Source organism: Acidovorax sp. GW821-FHT10E03 (assembly GCF_059415205.1).
This window is the reverse complement of the sequence record NZ_JBWKMU010000019.1, coordinates 1-14,374: the sequence shown is the minus strand read 5'-3', so window position 1 is coordinate 14,374 and position 14,374 is coordinate 1. Positions and strand designations below refer to the sequence as shown.

Here is a 14,374-nt window from a genome sequence, read left to right as displayed (position 1 = left end):
ACTTACGACGCTCAATCATCCTTGATCAAAGGCGGCGGGGCCTTCGTTGGACCAGTCATGCGCCTTGGACCTACCACTGCCTGGTTTGAAACGCCAACAGTCCCATGGCTTCCACCTGCTTAAAATGCTGTCATGCATATCCGCTTATCAGAACGCGGAAAGGACATACGCGGCGCGCCTTCGGCCACGGCCTTGACCATGCGGCGCAAGGTCACGAAGGATGAGCCACCCTCGCATCTGCCTCGATACCGTGCGCGTGGTGTGCATGACGCGATTGGAGTCCTGTACAACAAGACCTCTTGGCATGCAGTCTGGCGAAGCGCTGTGCACGGCCCGCGTCAACGGTGGCACCGACTCTGCATTGCGCTCTCCACAACCAGCCGGTCATATGCAAACGATATGACCAGCGAGCTGAACTGGATATTTCAAAGATTGGCGCGATCGCCCTAGCATCCCAAGGAAGGAGCCACGACGATGCGCAGTCTGATCAGTAACGTCCTTGGTTGGCTGATCGCCTCAAGCTATCTTTGGGTATCAACCCCGGTCGCTGCCACAGACCCGTACCCACAACGGCCGATCACCATAGTTGTCCCCGCGCCGCCAGGCGGACCGATCGACAAGGTCGCCCGCGCATTCGGGTTGGAACTGCAGGCAGAGTTGGGCCAGCCTGTGCTCATCGACAACCGCGTGGGAGCTTCCGGAAAAATCGGCGTGCAATCAGCTTTGCGCGCACCGCGCAACGGTTACACCCTGGTTGCCATCTCACCATCGATCGCATCGGTCAACCCGACCGTGGACAAGACCATCGGTTACGACGTACTACAAGATCTGGATGCCCTCGGCATCATGGTCAAGAGCGCCGGCGTCGTTGCAGTCCGCGCCGCGCTGCCGGTGTCCAGCATGCGTGACCTGGTGGAATACGCCAGGGCACGGCCCGATCAGCTTACATATGGTTCATTCGGCATTGGCACCAGCCTGCATCTACACAGCGAAGAGCTAGCCAGAACGCTGGGCATCGCCTTGCGTCACATTCCGTACAAAGGCGAGGCGCAGGCACTGAATGCGTTGGTTGCCGGTGAGGTGGACGTAATGCTCTATGTCACCGGACCGGTCGTACAGTTCGCAGAGGTCGGACGCGTGCGGGCGCTCGCCGCCACATCAGCTCAGCGCTGGCTTAGTTTACCCACCGTGCCGAGCTTCGCGGAGTCCGGTGTGCCTGAACTCCAGGGCTATGCTTACCAATCCTGGGTGGGCTTTTCACTTCCTGCTGGCGCTCCGGCTTATGTGGTTGAGCGCTTGGCTCAGGCCTTGCACGTGGCCGCTACCAAGCCGAAGCTGCGGCGCAGTTTAGAAGCCCAGGGCTTTGAGGTTGTCGACGGCAATGCAACGAACATGAGGCGGGTTATCGCTAGCGAACTTGCACGCAACCGCAACCTCCTCGCAACCGGCCGCGTGCGGCTGGAGTGAGCTTACATTGCCCGCCTCGCCGCAGCTCGCGCGTCCGGTTTTGGATAGGACCACGCTGTCTGCGTTCCGACCCGAAATTTTCTGCTCGCTACGCCTTTTACGCGCATGAAGGCTCGCCGACTAGCTACCTGACATCATCCCCTGGATGAGTTTTCGGCCTTGGCGTTGCAGATGCCATTGATCAAGCTCGTGAGGTCCTCTTGACATTGGGCACAACCAGACTTGCCTGTAGTTGTGGCCCGTAGCCAATCAGCTCCCTCAATCAATCACCAATCAAATTTGGTGGTACCCAGGGCATCTGGGGATATCCACTTGGTAGTCAGCAGTCATACCTTGCGTGTATTGGATTGCGCGCCGAATCAGTATTGGCGCGTAGCGGACCCTGTTCGTAGGATGCGTGGACGTCAAGGCCGTGCAGGCCGAGGCGTCTTCGATAACTTCCCAGGAGACAACATGCCGCAAGTTCACGCCACCCGCCTGGCGGGCTTCATCTTGACCGCCATGCTGGCCACTGCAATCGCTACGCCTGCTGTGGCGCAGTCGTCAGTACAGATTTTTGGCACGCTTGATGTCAACATTACCCGCACAAGTTCCGGTGGCGTTGGTAGCACTGCGCTCGATCAAGGCGGCATCATCCCCAGTCGACTCGGGTTCCGTGGAACCGAAGACCTGGGAGGAGGTTTGGGCGCGGGCTTCTGGCTGGAGTCGGCACTCTTGCCGGATACGGGGGGCATCATGGGTGTGTTCTTCAATCGGCGCTCGACCCTCAGTCTGAGTGATGCGAAGTGGGGCGAGCTGCGCCTGGGTCGCGACTACACCCCCACATTCTGGAATCTCAATAGGTTCTCGCCGTTTGGCACCAGTGGTATTGGTGCTACCAGCAACATCATCAGCGGCTGGCCCTTCGGCCTTGATCACGGGCCCGGGCCTGGCAACCCCAACAGAACCACGCCGCTGGTTCGACTGGACAACTCCATTGGCTACTTCCTACCGCGTGATCTGGGCGGTGTCTACGGACAAGTGATGATCAGCCTTGGGGAGAGTGCCGCCGGCGCAAAGAACCATGGGGCGCGTTTGGGCTATGCGACTGGATCCTTAGACGTGGCTGGCGGCTTTGGCTCGACCAAACTGGCCAGTGGGGCCACCTACCGAAGTTCCACTATCGGTGCGTCCTACGACTTGAAGGTGGCCAAGCTGTATGCCAACTACTTCCAACAACGCGTGCCAGGCGTGAAGTCGACCAACGTGGTGCTCGGATTGGGTGTACCCGTGGGTCTAGGCGAAATCAAGGCTTCTGTGGCACACACCAATGAATCCGGTGCGGGCGTCAGCGCGAACGACGCGACCCAATTGGCGCTGGGTTACGTGCACCGGCTGAGCAAGAGGACCGCGCTGTATGCCTTTGCCAGCCGCATCGGCAACAAAGGTTCGGCTGAATACAACACCGGGACAGGCGTGCCTGGAGCACCCGGGCGCAACGCGTCAGGCGTGCAATTCGGTATCTCACACGATTTCTGAGGCGACTTGCAATCTGCCCATCGGCAGAAGAGCGCTCATATGCTGAGGATATGGCAGTCCTAGCGCTGTGACTCTTGAATTCTCACATCGTTGTGATTCAAGACGCCACGCCATGGGCTCGTGGGAACAAAGTAGGAGAAATGTTCATGAATCAATCCATCATTTGGAAACCGTTATGTCTCGCCGGTCTGGCGCTCGTGCTGTGTGCTTGCGGAGGGGGTGGTGCGGACACCACCCAGGCACAAACGCAGCAGGGCGTGGTGCAAGGTATTGCCGCAAACGGCGTCGTGCAATTCCTGGGGGTGCCATATGCCGCGCCGCCGACGGGTGCTCGGCGCTGGAAGCCTCCAACACCCACGCCTAACCGCACCGCAGTTCTGGACGCAAAGACACCTGGATCGCAGTGCCTGCAGGCCGGACCTCCGCCGACGTTCGTCGTCACAGGCAGTGAGGACTGTCTGTACCTGAACATCTACCGTCCAGAAGCCTCGTCTTCGACACCTTTGCCAGTCATTGTTGGAATTCACGGTGGCGGATTCGTACTGGGCTCCAGCGCATTCATGAATGGCACGTCACTGGCGAAGAATAACAATGTCATCCTCGTTTCGATCAACTACCGGCTGAGTGCGCTGGGTTTCCTCGCGCACCCTGCGCTCACGGCAGAGGACAGTACTACACCAGCCTCAGGCAACTATGGACTCATGGACCAGAACGCCGCGCTGGTATGGGTAAAGCAAAACATTGCTGCCTTCGGCGGTGACCCGGCTAACATCACGATAACTGGCGGTTCTGCCGGCGGCCTGTCGGTGCTCACACATTTGGTCTCGCCAATGTCTGCGGGCTTGTTCGCCAAGGCCGCACCCCAAAGCGGAGGCTTCAGCAGGGTGCAGGCAAGCCTGGCGCAGGCGGAGGCGGCGGGCACAGCGTTTTCCACACCGTGGAACTGCAATAGCGCAGGAACGAACACTCAGATTGCGAGCTGCCTGCGCAACCTCCCGGCCGCAACGACCCTGGTGGGCGCGTTACCTGCACCCCAAACGGGCACAGGTAACCTGTCTGCATGGCTGCCCATTCTTGACGGGAAATTTCTTACAACATCGACGTCCGTTGCATTTGCCAGCGGAAACTTTCAGAGGGTTCCGTTGATGGCCGGCGTGGTCGACGACGAGGGAACGTTCTTCGTGAGCGCACCGTTCGGGCAAGCCCCAATCACCGCCGCAACGTATGAGCCGGTGGGCATTGCAGGTTTCCTTGGGCTGTCCAACCCCAGCGCCGTGTCGGGACGCTATCCGTTGGCCTCGTACGCATCACCCAACCAAGCCCTTGCGCGTGCCTATGGAGACTTCCGCGTGACCTGCGGCATCTTGCAGGACGCCGACAGAATCGCGAGTGTTCTACCGCCAGACGCCAGGGTCTACGTCTACCAATTTTCAGAGAAGACCCCCTACCAGGACGCCACATCCCTGGCGAGCCGACTGCCACCCAACACTAGCATCACCTACGGCGCCTTCCACGGCGCAGATGTTCCGTACTGGTTTGATCAGATGACGACAAATCCGACGGCGGAGCAGTTGCGACTTGCACAGACGATGTCAAAGTCCTTTGCCAATTTCGCAAAGACAGGAAACCCCAACGTGGAAGGTGCGTTGCCCCAATGGCAGCCCTACTCGGCCAGTCAGCGCGGCGTGTTGAACCTGACCCATACGATCTCTACGGCGAATGTAGATGCCTACGGTGCACATCAGTGCAGCTACTGGTATGACCAGCCGCCGTCCACGCGACTGTGAATGCGTAGCGGAAGGTGACTACGGCCAATTGCAACGGACGCAAACACCACGACGCATCCGCCTTTGAATCAAATCTGGCTCTGTCATTCGAATTCATGGACAGTCTGGCTGGTGAAAATATAGTACTTTCTACATATCGCCACGCATACAGAATGAGTATTTCCAAGTATCGCTGTTGCGACCTACGATCGTTACATTGGATTAACTGTGATGAAGACGAACCCCAAATACTCCCTGACGGCGATCGTTATTCACTGGCTGGCAGCGCTGCTCATTCTGTCCGCCATCGTGATGGGCGTGTACATGACCGGCCTTCAAATGTCTCCAGCCAGGCTAAAGCTCTACAACTGGCACAAATGGCTGGGCGTCAGCATTCTCCTGCTCTCATTTATTCGTCTGCTATGGCGCTCTACACATCGACCGCCTGTCGATCTACCCATGCCGGCGTGGCAGTGCCGCGCAGCGCATGCTTCGCACTTGCTTATGTACGGGCTCTTCTTCGCTGTGCCGCTGGCGGGTTGGGCCTACAGTTCGGCGTCTGGCTTTCCTGTCGTGCTTCTCGGGGTGTTGCCACTGCCCGATCTGGTGATGACAGACAAGTCGCTGGCGTCTGCGCTGAAGTCGCTGCATTCAGGGCTAGCGCTGGTACTCGGTGCCGTGATCGCATTGCACCTTGCCGCCGTGCTCAAACACCAACTCTTCAACAAGGACGGCATTCTGTCCCGCATGGCTCCGTGAAAAGCCATAGAAAGCAGCACATGAACACCCCAACTCGGATCGCCCTTGCCATTTGTGTCTTCACGAGCGCCGACTTCGTGATGGCCCAAAAACTGGAGCCCGCGCATAGCGAGATCGTATTCACCTTCCGGCAGATGGGAGTGCCCGTGGAGGGGCGCTTCACCAAATTTTCCGGGCAGTTCGCCTTCGATCCCAAGAGACCGGAAACGGGAAGAGTCGCGCTCACCATCGATACAGGCAGCGCACGTTTCGGCTCTCCAGAAACCGATGCAGAGGCGGTCAAGAGCGATTGGTTCAATGCCGCCAGGTTTCCGCAAGCCACGCTGGAGTCTGCAGCCATCGCGGCGGCTGGCCCGGGAAGGTACGCCTTGGCGGGCAAACTGAACATCAAGGGTACCACCCGGGACGTTCAGGTTCCAGTGACGCTGGCTCAGAGCGGTGTCCTCAGTGTCGCCACCGGTGTATTCACGGTCAAACGGCTCGAATTCAAGATCGGCGAGGGGGATTGGACGGATACCTCCATGGTCGCCAACGAAGTGCAGGTGAAGTTCAAGCTCGCGCTTTCCGGCCTGGCGGTGCTCTAACCATTCCATGTGAATCATGAAAAAAACGCTACTTCTTCTTCTTCTGGCGGCTGCGGCTTGCGTGCCGTCCCATTCGGCAATCTACAACATCGATCCGCAGCACACCAGCGTCATTTTCGAGATCGACCACATCATCTCGACCAACCGCGGAAGGTTTGACAAAAAGGACGGGGTTGTCGAGTTTGACCCTCAGGCCCGAACAGGCAGTGTCAGCCTGACTGTAGATATGACATCTGTTAATACAGGCATTGCCCCCTTCAATAGGCAGCTGCAATCCAAAGACTTCTTCAACGTTGAGCTGTACCCGACAGCGACATTCACCGCAGACACCTTCGTTTATGACGGCGACAAGGTGGTCGAGGTTAGTGGCAAGCTCACCTTGACGGGGAAGTCTCATCCGGTCAAGTTGAAGGCGCTACGCTTCAGTTGCTACATGAACGGGATGCTCAAGCGCGAAGTTTGCGGCGGTGATTTCGAGGCCACGATCAATCGCAGCACCTGGGGCATCGATTTCGGTATTCCGCGATTCCCTGACAAGGTGCGGCTGTTGCTACAGGTCGAAGCGATCAAACAATAGCGCGCCGAGGTTGAGGGGTATCCGTGAGGTTCGTGTTTGTACGCTCTCTTTCATCTTGTGGGGGAGCTTCAAGAAAAAGGTCGTCTGGTGGTTCGCAATTCACCTTAGGAACGTTCTGTGGCGATGGCGGAGCATGCGGCTGCGCGGATGCAAGAGCGCCAGCGCTGCAGATCCGGTCCGAAGTGCTGAAGAATTCGCTGAATCGGTCGTCTGCAGGCGTCTCGGCGCTCAGGTCATGTTGATGCAAGAACTGGACGTTAGTGCGATGCTGGGTTTCGGGCTCGTACTGCTCGGCGCAGGATTGCTCGCGGGCTTCCTGGGGGGACTGATCGGCGCGGGAGGAGGGCTGATTGTGGTGCCTGTGCTGTACCACACGTTCGAGAGTCTGGGTGTCGATCCCGCAGTCAGGATGCACATGGCCATCGGCACGGCGCTGGCGGCGGTCGTGCCGACGGCATTGCTCGGCGCCCGCGCCCACTGGCTGCGCGGGAATGTCAGCCTGGCCATCTTCGGAAAGCTGGCGTTGCCGGTATTGGTTGGCTCAATCTTCACGGGTGCGATCGCCGGCAGCGTCAAGAGCAAGGGACTGAGCTTGGTATTCGCGCTCGCCGCCATCTTCATTGCGCTCAACCTGGCCCGCAGAAGGGGCCTAGATCTGCGAAATGGTTTGCCGGGACCCGTGGGGTGCGGCCTGCTAGGGGTGTCCATCGGATCGATCAGCACCTTGGTGGGCATAGGCGGTGCCACCCTGGCGGTACCTGTTCTCCACGCCTTTCGCACCCCCATGCCCATTGCAGTGGGCACTTCCGCCACCCTGGGGGCGCTGGTTGGACTGCCTGGGGCCATCGCCTTCGGCGTCAGTGGCTGGAATGCACCGAGTCTTCCACCCGGCAGCGCGGGTTATGTGAACCTGGCTGCAGCGGCCATCCTCTTTCCCTCAAGCGCCGTCGCCATCTCCGTTGGCGCCCGGTTCACGCAACAGGTGAACGAGCGTCTTCTGCGAGCGCTCTTCGCGCTCCTGCTTGCGCTGACCGCCCTGCGAATGATGCTGTCTTTGTTCTGAACTACGGCGCTGTTCGTGGGGAGGTGCTGGAGCGCAAGATGCGCAGCAGTGTTTCCAGATGGGGGTTGCTGTCCGCGTCGCGATAGCTCAGGTAGAGACTGGAAACGGCATCCTTGTCCAGTATGCGGCTGTACAGAACTCCAGGCAGTTGAATGCATTGCATTTCGGAGGGAATGATGGCTACACCGAGGCCCGATGACACCAACCCGATCATCGTCGAAGCATCGCGTGCTTCCTGCATGCTGGTGGGACGAAATCCTGACTTTGAGCACAGATCGAGAACTTTCCAATATAGGCCGATCCCCGAATCTCGGGGGTACACGATCAGCGGAACGTCCTTCAGTTCTCGGACATGAATGCCTTTGCCCTGGGTGAGCACATGTTGCTGCGGCAGGGCCGCGACCAGCGGTGCCGAATACCACTCTTCAATAGTCACGCCAGTCGGTACACCGATGTTGGGCTTGCGCAGCACGCCGAAATCAAGCGATCTCTGGTGAATCGCATCGAGCTGGTGCATGGAAGTCATTTCCGTCATCTTGAGCATGACAAAAGGATGCGTTTCCCGGTATTTGCGGATCGCCCCGGGCAAAGCGGCGGTCAGTACCGACGAGGCTGTGAAGCCGATGCTTAGTTGTCCCACTTCACCGGCTGCGGCGCTCTTGACTTCGTCTTTGGCTGACTGGACTGAGGACAGGATGTAACGTGCACGCTCCAGGAAATGCCGACCTGCTTGGGTCAAGAAAACACGTCGCTTGTCGCGTTCCAGCAGTTGCACACCCAACTCTTCCTCCAGCCCGCGAATCTGGGTACTCAAAGGTGGCTGGGCCATGTAGAGCCGCTCGGCGGCACGGGTGAAATTCAGTTCCTCGGCGACGGCGACAAAGTAGCGCAAGTGGCGAAGCTCCATGATATCTCCCGGATATTGTTTGTTATCTAAATAAAGTATTTCCAGATATGAACACCATTCTCTACGATTGCCCCAGACAAGCGCAAGAGAGACACATGCAAGCAGACAACAACAAGGTGAGTTCGGTAGCGGGGAGCATCGTCGACCGGCTCAATGCCCGCACACCGGTTTTGGCACTTGGGGTGCGCACGAGCCGCTCGCCCGACATCGCGCGGCTGGCCAAGGCCAGTGGACACGACGTCATTTGGGTCGACCTAGAGCACAGCACGATCTCTATCGATGCGGCAGCGCAGATCTGTGCCGCTGCGCTGGACATCGGATTGACACCTTTCGTGCGTGTTCCCGAACGCGAATACGGAGTCATTGGCCGGCTACTGGATGGCGGCGCGGTCGGCATCATGGCGCCGCGCATCGAAACCGCAGCGCAGGCTCGCGACCTTGTGGCGGCGTGCCGCTTTCCGCCTTTGGGGCATCGATCCGCCATTTCGACGCTTCAGCACGTGGGCTACGAGAAGCTCCCAGCTGCAGAGTTCAATGCGGCCATGAACCGAACCACACTTCTCAAGGTGCTGATCGAGAGCCCGGTGGGTATCGGCAACATCGCAGAGATTGCTGCTGTGGAAGGTGTCGATTTTCTCGGCATTGGCACCAACGATCTGACAGCCGAGTTGGGCGTTGCGGGGAATTTCCGGCACGCGAGCGTGCGGCGCTCCCATGACGAGGCAATTGCTGCCTGCAGGCTGGCAGGAAAGCCCCTTGCGATAGGCGGTATTGCCGATTTGGCCTATTCCGCGGAGCTTATCCGCGAAGGTGCCGCCCCATTCCTCATGACCGGCATCGACACAGATATGTTGTTGTCAGTCGCTCAGGCACGCGCCAAGCAGGCGCTTGAATCCATCCATCAACAGTAGCATCATGACACACGAAGTTTTGACATCGACAACCACGCGGGACGCGCTCACGCTGGCCCGGCCGAATTTTGAAGTTCCAAACGGTGCGTGGGATTCACACGTCCACGTATTCGAGCCTGAAGACAAGTATCCGCATGTCGAAAAGCCGCACTACACCTTGCCGGACGGTCCTTTGACCAAGTTGAACCAGATGGCTGACTTTCTGGGGCTCGCGCACTACGCCATCGTCCAGTCGAGCTTCTATGGAACGGACAACCGGTGTCTACTTGATGCACTGGACAAGGCAGGCCCGCGCGCGCGGGGCGTGGCAATGGTCCAAGAGTCGGTGACAGATGACGTCCTACAGGAAATGCACCGCCGCGGCGTCCGCGCATTGCGACTGGATCTGTTCCTGCGTTCTTCTCTGTCCACGGCCGAGATCGTCGCTTACATTCAGCGCAGTGTGAAGCGCACGCAGGCACTTGGGTGGCATGTGCAGTTCTATACACCCGGGTGGGTCGTGCGTGACCTCATCCCTTTCCTGGGAGATCTGGACGCGGACTTTGTTATCGATCACATGGGCTACATGCTGGAGAGTGACGGACTGACCCGCCAGGACTTTGACCGACTGTTGACCGTGCTGAAGTCCGGCAAGGGCTGGATGAAGCTTTCCGGGCCCTACCGCTTGGCCAAAGATGGCAACTATGAACGCTTGCGGCCACTGGCCCGCGCGATTGTCGAAGAACTCCCCGACCGTGTCATCTGGGGAAGCGACTGGCCGCACATTCCCGACGGCGGGCGTGACACTGGTGCGCTTCTCAATCTCCTGGCCGATTGGATTCCTGAGGCAGACGCGCGGAAGCGCATCCTGGCTGACAACCCCGGCCGACTGTTTCGCTTGGATCAATAAGTCGAGAGGATGGATCTCTTATGGCACAGATGAAGCTGATCCAGTCGCTCGACACCACAGGTGCGCGCGCGGCCGAGTCGTTCGTTCATGGGGGCGTGCGCTATCTTGTGGTGCCCCAGTTGGCTGCTGATATGGAAGGTCAGCCCCCGCTGATGACACTGGGCAATAGCGATATCGATGCTGTGGTCTATCGCTGGTCTGAGGGAAAGTTTTCTGCGCTGCAGAAGCTACCCGTGCCCGGAGGGGAAGACGCTGAGTTTTTCCGGATTGATGAGCGAGATTTTCTTGCCACGGCCAGCTTGCGTACAGGTTCGGGGCCCTATGATTTGAATGCACAGTCCCTCATTTTTGAATTGCGCAATGGTGAGTTTGTGCCTTTTCAAAGTATTCCTACGTTTGCAGCGAAGCAGTGGAAGCACTTTCGCATTGGTGAACGCGTCTTTCTGGCTCTGGCGCAAGGCGCAGTGATGGAGGGGGCGACACCCCGGCATTCACCTGCTTCCACCATCTTCGAGTGGACAGGCGAAAAGTTCGAGGAATTCCAGCAGATCAAATCCGCGTGGGGCTACAACTGGCTCTATTTCGAGCATGGCGAAGAGCGATTTCTGGCCTATGCAGACCATATCGAAGGCTCCAACATTCTGCGCTGGAATGGGCGTCAGTTCGAGCCATTCCAGACGCTGGCACAGATAACAGGCCGGGCGTTCTGCTTCTTCGAGCATCAAGGCAAGGCCTGGTTCGTTTTTGCATGCCTGCACGATGACACGATGCTCTACGCCTGGGATGGCGCGCGCTTCGTAAAGCATCAGGTGATCAGTGGCCCCGGGGGCCGCGAACTACGCTGGCTGGCTGACATACAGCGACTGGTTCTGGTCAATTTTCTTCACGGCAGCCGTGAAAAACCGATCCCCAGTTTGTATTCGGCGCTCTACCGCTTCGAGGGAGACGAGCTGGTCGTCGACGAAACCTTCCCTACTCTGGGTGGAACCGACGCCACAGCATTCGAGCAAGATGGCCAGCAGATTCTGGTCGTAACGCACAGCCTTAGCGCCGATGTACGCTTCCGCACGGAGAGCAAGGTCTACCGGCTGGAAGGTCACACGGCTGCTGGCTAGTGCAAAGGAAACGAAAATGCATCACGCAGCAATCAGTCAACAACAATATCAAAGCCCCGAGTTCCTAGAACTGTTCGAGGTCTATACCGCTAACGCCTCGAGTATTGGCGCCAAACTCACCGAATTGACCGCGAGGTCCGCCGCCCGCGGACCATTGATCGTGGCAACCGGAGCCGATTTCGTTCTGTATCCCGGTGACGGCCGTCCGCCGGAGGTGGAGGGCTACAGGCTCAGCACGCGCGGCTTCAAGGAGCTAGCCGCCGTCTCGCATTTCGGGCCCGCACTCGCTTCACTGGTGCGCATCCGCGAACTCGACCCGGAGGGGACGCTATGGCGAGTCGAATGCGAACGCTTGCTGCTGGCGACAGAAGCCGCGCGAAAAGTCAATTCCCCCGACCTTTGGCGAAAACTAATTGCAGTGCCGGCGTACAGCGGCCGAGAAGTCGCCATCGCCAACATGGTTCACTACGCGTGTGATGTCACTGAGCGCTACATCAAGCGGGGCCTGAAACGGCCAGAGACGTTCACTGCGCAGGATCTGCGCGTGCAGTACCTCGAAGCGCAGGGCTCCGAAGCAGGTGCGACCATTCCCATGAACAAGGTGATGATCGCCACCTTCTTCCTCGTCGGCATGGACACCGGTCATCGTGTCATGACTTGGTTTGATAGGTATGCAATCGACTGGTCCAGCGCGATGGCTCTGGTCGTTGGGCGACAAGGCCGACCCACGGCGGGCGTGACACTGACCACCAATGCTGTGTGCTCTTTCATCCTTGGGGCATCGCGCTACAAGCTAGGGCTGGACCGGATTTACATCGCGCCGCATGCACCACCTTTCAATGTGACCCACCCAGTGAATCTCGAGGAGGTGAAAATGCAGGAAGAAGGAATGCGCAAGCTGTGGTGGTACACCCGTGCGATGAGCGATCTGGCGCCGATGATGTACGAGGGCTATCCACGCTTCTCGCCGGGGACTGCGAGCCGCCCCAAGCTGAACGCCGATACCCAGGAGGTCTCCGAGATGCCCGCCATTGAGGGGGCAGACGACTGGCGTGCACTGAACACGCGGATGCGCGTCATTCTGGAGGATCCGCGGCAGTTATTGGCGGGTTGTGTCGTTGACTATGTCGTCGACCAACTGCAAAGCAGTGGCAACAATCCAGAGAAAGTGGTTGTGCCCGGCCTCGATGCGACCAGCTACCCTGCTTTCTACGTCTGAAGTGAGAGCTCGCTCCAACCAGGGATTGGCGCCGCAAAGCGGCGCTTTTTTTGCGCGTGAAAGTTCCGCATGTTGGCTGCAGCATTGCATTCGAGTGGTTCGTTACGAGCGATAGGCGTAACACGGACAGTATTTCAACTGCAATACCTTCAACGTATTGAATCTGCGTCGCACACGGTATTGGCACTCTCGTACACAAATTCTTAGCATCCACTTTGCGGTGTGACTACATCGAAAAGCTAGATTACTTAAGTACTGGAGAAAAAGACTATGAAATTGCTACGACCAATCGGTGCGCTTTTCGCGTTGCTTCTGGCCATACTTCCGGCATATGGTCAAGGCGATGCTTGGCCGTCCAAACCCATCAAAATCGTCACCCCCACGCCCCCCGGCGTGGGGTCAGATGCGTTTTCCAGAATGTATGCCGAGAAACTATCCAAGGCCCTCAACGTCCCCGTTGTCGTGGAGAACAAGCCGGGTGCTCTGGCCACCCTTGGAACAGATGCCGTTGCCAAAGCGGCACCTGATGGGCACACCATTCTTTTCTCCACGGGCAATCCTTTCACGATGACACCTTTTCTGATGTCGAAGTTGCCGTACGACCCGGAAAAGGATCTCGTACCGGTGACACAGATATTCCGTGGTGGATCTTTCCTCGTAGTCAACAAAGATGTCCAGGTAAAGTCGCTTCAAGACTTGGTTGTCATGGCCAAGAACAGCCCCGGCAAGGTCACGTTCGCTTCCTACGGCGCGGGGACTACATCGCATCTTGGGTTTGAACTTTTTCAGGATGCCGCGGGCATTGAAATGCTCCACATACCCTACAAGCAAGGCGCCATGGTCGATGTCGTCGGCGGCCAAGTCATGGTGGGATGGGAACCTCCGGTTTCCGCACTACCTCATATCAAAGCAGGTCGGGTCCGCGCACTGGCCTACACCGGCAACAAGCGCAGTAGCGTGTTGCCCGAAGTCCCCGCGCTAAGTGAGTTGTATCCAGGACTCGAAGTATTTACCTGGGTCGGTGTTTGGCTACCGGCCAAAACGCCCCCTGCGATCGTGCAGAAGCTGTATTCGACCATCAGCAGCATCACCAAACTACCGGAAGTGCAACGCTATATCGAAGATGCAGGCAATGAACCCATTGGCCCCTCGCCCGCCGAGACCGCCGCGCACATCAGGCGCGAGGCGCAGGCACTGGGAACACTGATCAAAGCGAAGAATATCAAGATCGACTAAGCGGAGCATCTGTGCCAGCTGCTGAGATGCCCGTCAAAGTGACGGAATAGCCCAAGGGCCCGGGACAAAAACGTGCCCGTAAAGCACCGCCAATCTCTGGCCAACTTTTGAGAAAAGGTCCGCGCATGAACAGTACCTTTGAGGAGATCTGCAAGCGCGTCTATCACCGTACACGTCCCTCAGATGACAGCTCTGCGCGTTCCGGTGATGATGACCGGGCAGTCCGGCGCCAAGAACACCCGCAGCAACTATCCTCAGTCATCGGCCGTATGCGCTGCACAGCCGCCGTTTGCGTTCGTCCTCGCAAGTATTAGCGGGCTCGGGCCGGAACGTGCTATCAAGATCTTTCTGTGCTAGCAGATG

General features: G+C 58.3%; 13 protein-coding genes. 12 read left to right on the top strand and 1 reads right to left on the bottom strand.

Translation table 11 applies throughout. From position 1 onward, the window contains the following. The first annotated feature begins 474 nt into the window (after window positions 1-474). The 7 genes from AC07OD_RS26970 to AC07OD_RS26940 all read left to right on the top strand — a co-directional run bounded on the left by AC07OD_RS26970 (window position 475) and on the right by AC07OD_RS26940 (window position 7,734). Window positions 475-1,467, top strand: a complete 993-nt coding sequence (locus tag AC07OD_RS26970; protein WP_494598454.1) for a Bug family tripartite tricarboxylate transporter substrate binding protein — start codon at window positions 475-477, stop codon at window positions 1,465-1,467. A 453-nt stretch (window positions 1,468-1,920) separates the two neighbouring features. After that, window positions 1,921-2,985 (top strand): porin, encoded by a 1,065-nt coding sequence (locus tag AC07OD_RS26965; protein WP_494598453.1) that lies wholly within the window; start codon window positions 1,921-1,923, stop codon window positions 2,983-2,985. Window positions 2,986-3,131: 146 nt separating this feature from the next. Then, complete coding sequence (locus tag AC07OD_RS26960) at window positions 3,132-4,772, top strand: carboxylesterase/lipase family protein (protein ID WP_494598452.1); 1,641 nt, start codon at window positions 3,132-3,134, stop codon at window positions 4,770-4,772. Window positions 4,773-4,982: 210 nt separating this feature from the next. Beyond that, complete coding sequence (locus tag AC07OD_RS26955; protein WP_494598451.1) at window positions 4,983-5,510, top strand: cytochrome b; 528 nt, start codon at window positions 4,983-4,985, stop codon at window positions 5,508-5,510. Window positions 5,511-5,530: 20 nt separating this feature from the next. Then, window positions 5,531-6,094: a YceI family protein gene (locus AC07OD_RS26950; RefSeq protein WP_494598450.1), complete on the top strand. Its 564-nt coding sequence runs from the start codon at window positions 5,531-5,533 to the stop codon at window positions 6,092-6,094. A gap of 16 nt (window positions 6,095-6,110) precedes the next feature. Beyond that, complete coding sequence (locus tag AC07OD_RS26945; protein WP_494598449.1) at window positions 6,111-6,671, top strand: YceI family protein; 561 nt, start codon at window positions 6,111-6,113, stop codon at window positions 6,669-6,671. A gap of 241 nt (window positions 6,672-6,912) precedes the next feature. Continuing rightward, entirely contained in the window at window positions 6,913-7,734 is an 822-nt protein-coding gene (locus AC07OD_RS26940) for a sulfite exporter TauE/SafE family protein (protein WP_494598448.1), read from the top strand. A gap of 1 nt (window position 7,735) precedes the next feature. On the opposite strand, the gene AC07OD_RS26935 is transcribed toward AC07OD_RS26940, so the two are convergent. Continuing rightward, entirely contained in the window at window positions 7,736-8,641 is a 906-nt protein-coding gene (locus AC07OD_RS26935) for a LysR substrate-binding domain-containing protein (RefSeq protein WP_494598447.1), read from the bottom strand. A 95-nt stretch (window positions 8,642-8,736) separates the two neighbouring features. Between AC07OD_RS26935 and AC07OD_RS26930 the strand changes: the two genes are divergently transcribed. From AC07OD_RS26930 to AC07OD_RS26910, 5 genes are all read left to right on the top strand, one after another. Next, window positions 8,737-9,552 (top strand): HpcH/HpaI aldolase family protein, encoded by an 816-nt coding sequence (locus AC07OD_RS26930; protein ID WP_494598446.1) that lies wholly within the window; start codon window positions 8,737-8,739, stop codon window positions 9,550-9,552. 4 nt (window positions 9,553-9,556) lie between these two features. Next, window positions 9,557-10,441, top strand: coding sequence for an amidohydrolase family protein (locus AC07OD_RS26925; protein ID WP_494598445.1), 885 nt, complete (start codon window positions 9,557-9,559; stop codon window positions 10,439-10,441). Window positions 10,442-10,461: 20 nt separating this feature from the next. After that, the gene (locus AC07OD_RS26920) at window positions 10,462-11,556 is read left to right on the top strand and encodes a hypothetical protein (protein ID WP_494598444.1); all 1,095 of its coding nucleotides are present in this window, start codon (window positions 10,462-10,464) and stop codon (window positions 11,554-11,556) included. 16 nt (window positions 11,557-11,572) lie between these two features. Beyond that, window positions 11,573-12,775 carry a DUF5624 domain-containing protein gene (locus AC07OD_RS26915; RefSeq protein WP_494598443.1) on the top strand — a complete coding sequence of 401 codons (1,203 nt, stop codon included), beginning with the start codon at window positions 11,573-11,575 and terminating at the stop codon, window positions 12,773-12,775. A gap of 270 nt (window positions 12,776-13,045) precedes the next feature. Next, on the top strand, window positions 13,046-14,011 hold the full coding sequence (locus tag AC07OD_RS26910) for a Bug family tripartite tricarboxylate transporter substrate binding protein (RefSeq protein ID WP_494598442.1): 966 nt from the start codon (window positions 13,046-13,048) through the stop codon (window positions 14,009-14,011). The last annotated feature ends 363 nt before the right edge of the window (window positions 14,012-14,374 follow it).

Excerpts from the sequence above, each read along its gene's own strand:
- AC07OD_RS26970 (WP_494598454.1), top strand. The coding sequence starts at position 475 with ATGCGCAGTCTGATCAGTAACGTCCTTGGTTGGCTGATCGCCTCAAGC.
- AC07OD_RS26965 (WP_494598453.1), top strand. The coding sequence starts at position 1,921 with ATGCCGCAAGTTCACGCCACCCGCCTGGCGGGCTTCATCTTGACCGCC.
- AC07OD_RS26960 (WP_494598452.1), top strand. The coding sequence starts at position 3,132 with ATGAATCAATCCATCATTTGGAAACCGTTATGTCTCGCCGGTCTGGCG.
- AC07OD_RS26955 (WP_494598451.1), top strand. The coding sequence starts at position 4,983 with ATGAAGACGAACCCCAAATACTCCCTGACGGCGATCGTTATTCACTGG.
- AC07OD_RS26950 (WP_494598450.1), top strand. The coding sequence starts at position 5,531 with ATGAACACCCCAACTCGGATCGCCCTTGCCATTTGTGTCTTCACGAGC.
- AC07OD_RS26945 (WP_494598449.1), top strand. The coding sequence starts at position 6,111 with ATGAAAAAAACGCTACTTCTTCTTCTTCTGGCGGCTGCGGCTTGCGTG.
- AC07OD_RS26940 (WP_494598448.1), top strand. The coding sequence starts at position 6,913 with ATGCAAGAACTGGACGTTAGTGCGATGCTGGGTTTCGGGCTCGTACTG.
- AC07OD_RS26935 (WP_494598447.1), bottom strand. The coding sequence starts at position 8,641 with ATGGAGCTTCGCCACTTGCGCTACTTTGTCGCCGTCGCCGAGGAACTG.
- AC07OD_RS26930 (WP_494598446.1), top strand. The coding sequence starts at position 8,737 with ATGCAAGCAGACAACAACAAGGTGAGTTCGGTAGCGGGGAGCATCGTC.
- AC07OD_RS26925 (WP_494598445.1), top strand. The coding sequence starts at position 9,557 with ATGACACACGAAGTTTTGACATCGACAACCACGCGGGACGCGCTCACG.
- AC07OD_RS26920 (WP_494598444.1), top strand. The coding sequence starts at position 10,462 with ATGGCACAGATGAAGCTGATCCAGTCGCTCGACACCACAGGTGCGCGC.
- AC07OD_RS26915 (WP_494598443.1), top strand. The coding sequence starts at position 11,573 with ATGCATCACGCAGCAATCAGTCAACAACAATATCAAAGCCCCGAGTTC.
- AC07OD_RS26910 (WP_494598442.1), top strand. The coding sequence starts at position 13,046 with ATGAAATTGCTACGACCAATCGGTGCGCTTTTCGCGTTGCTTCTGGCC.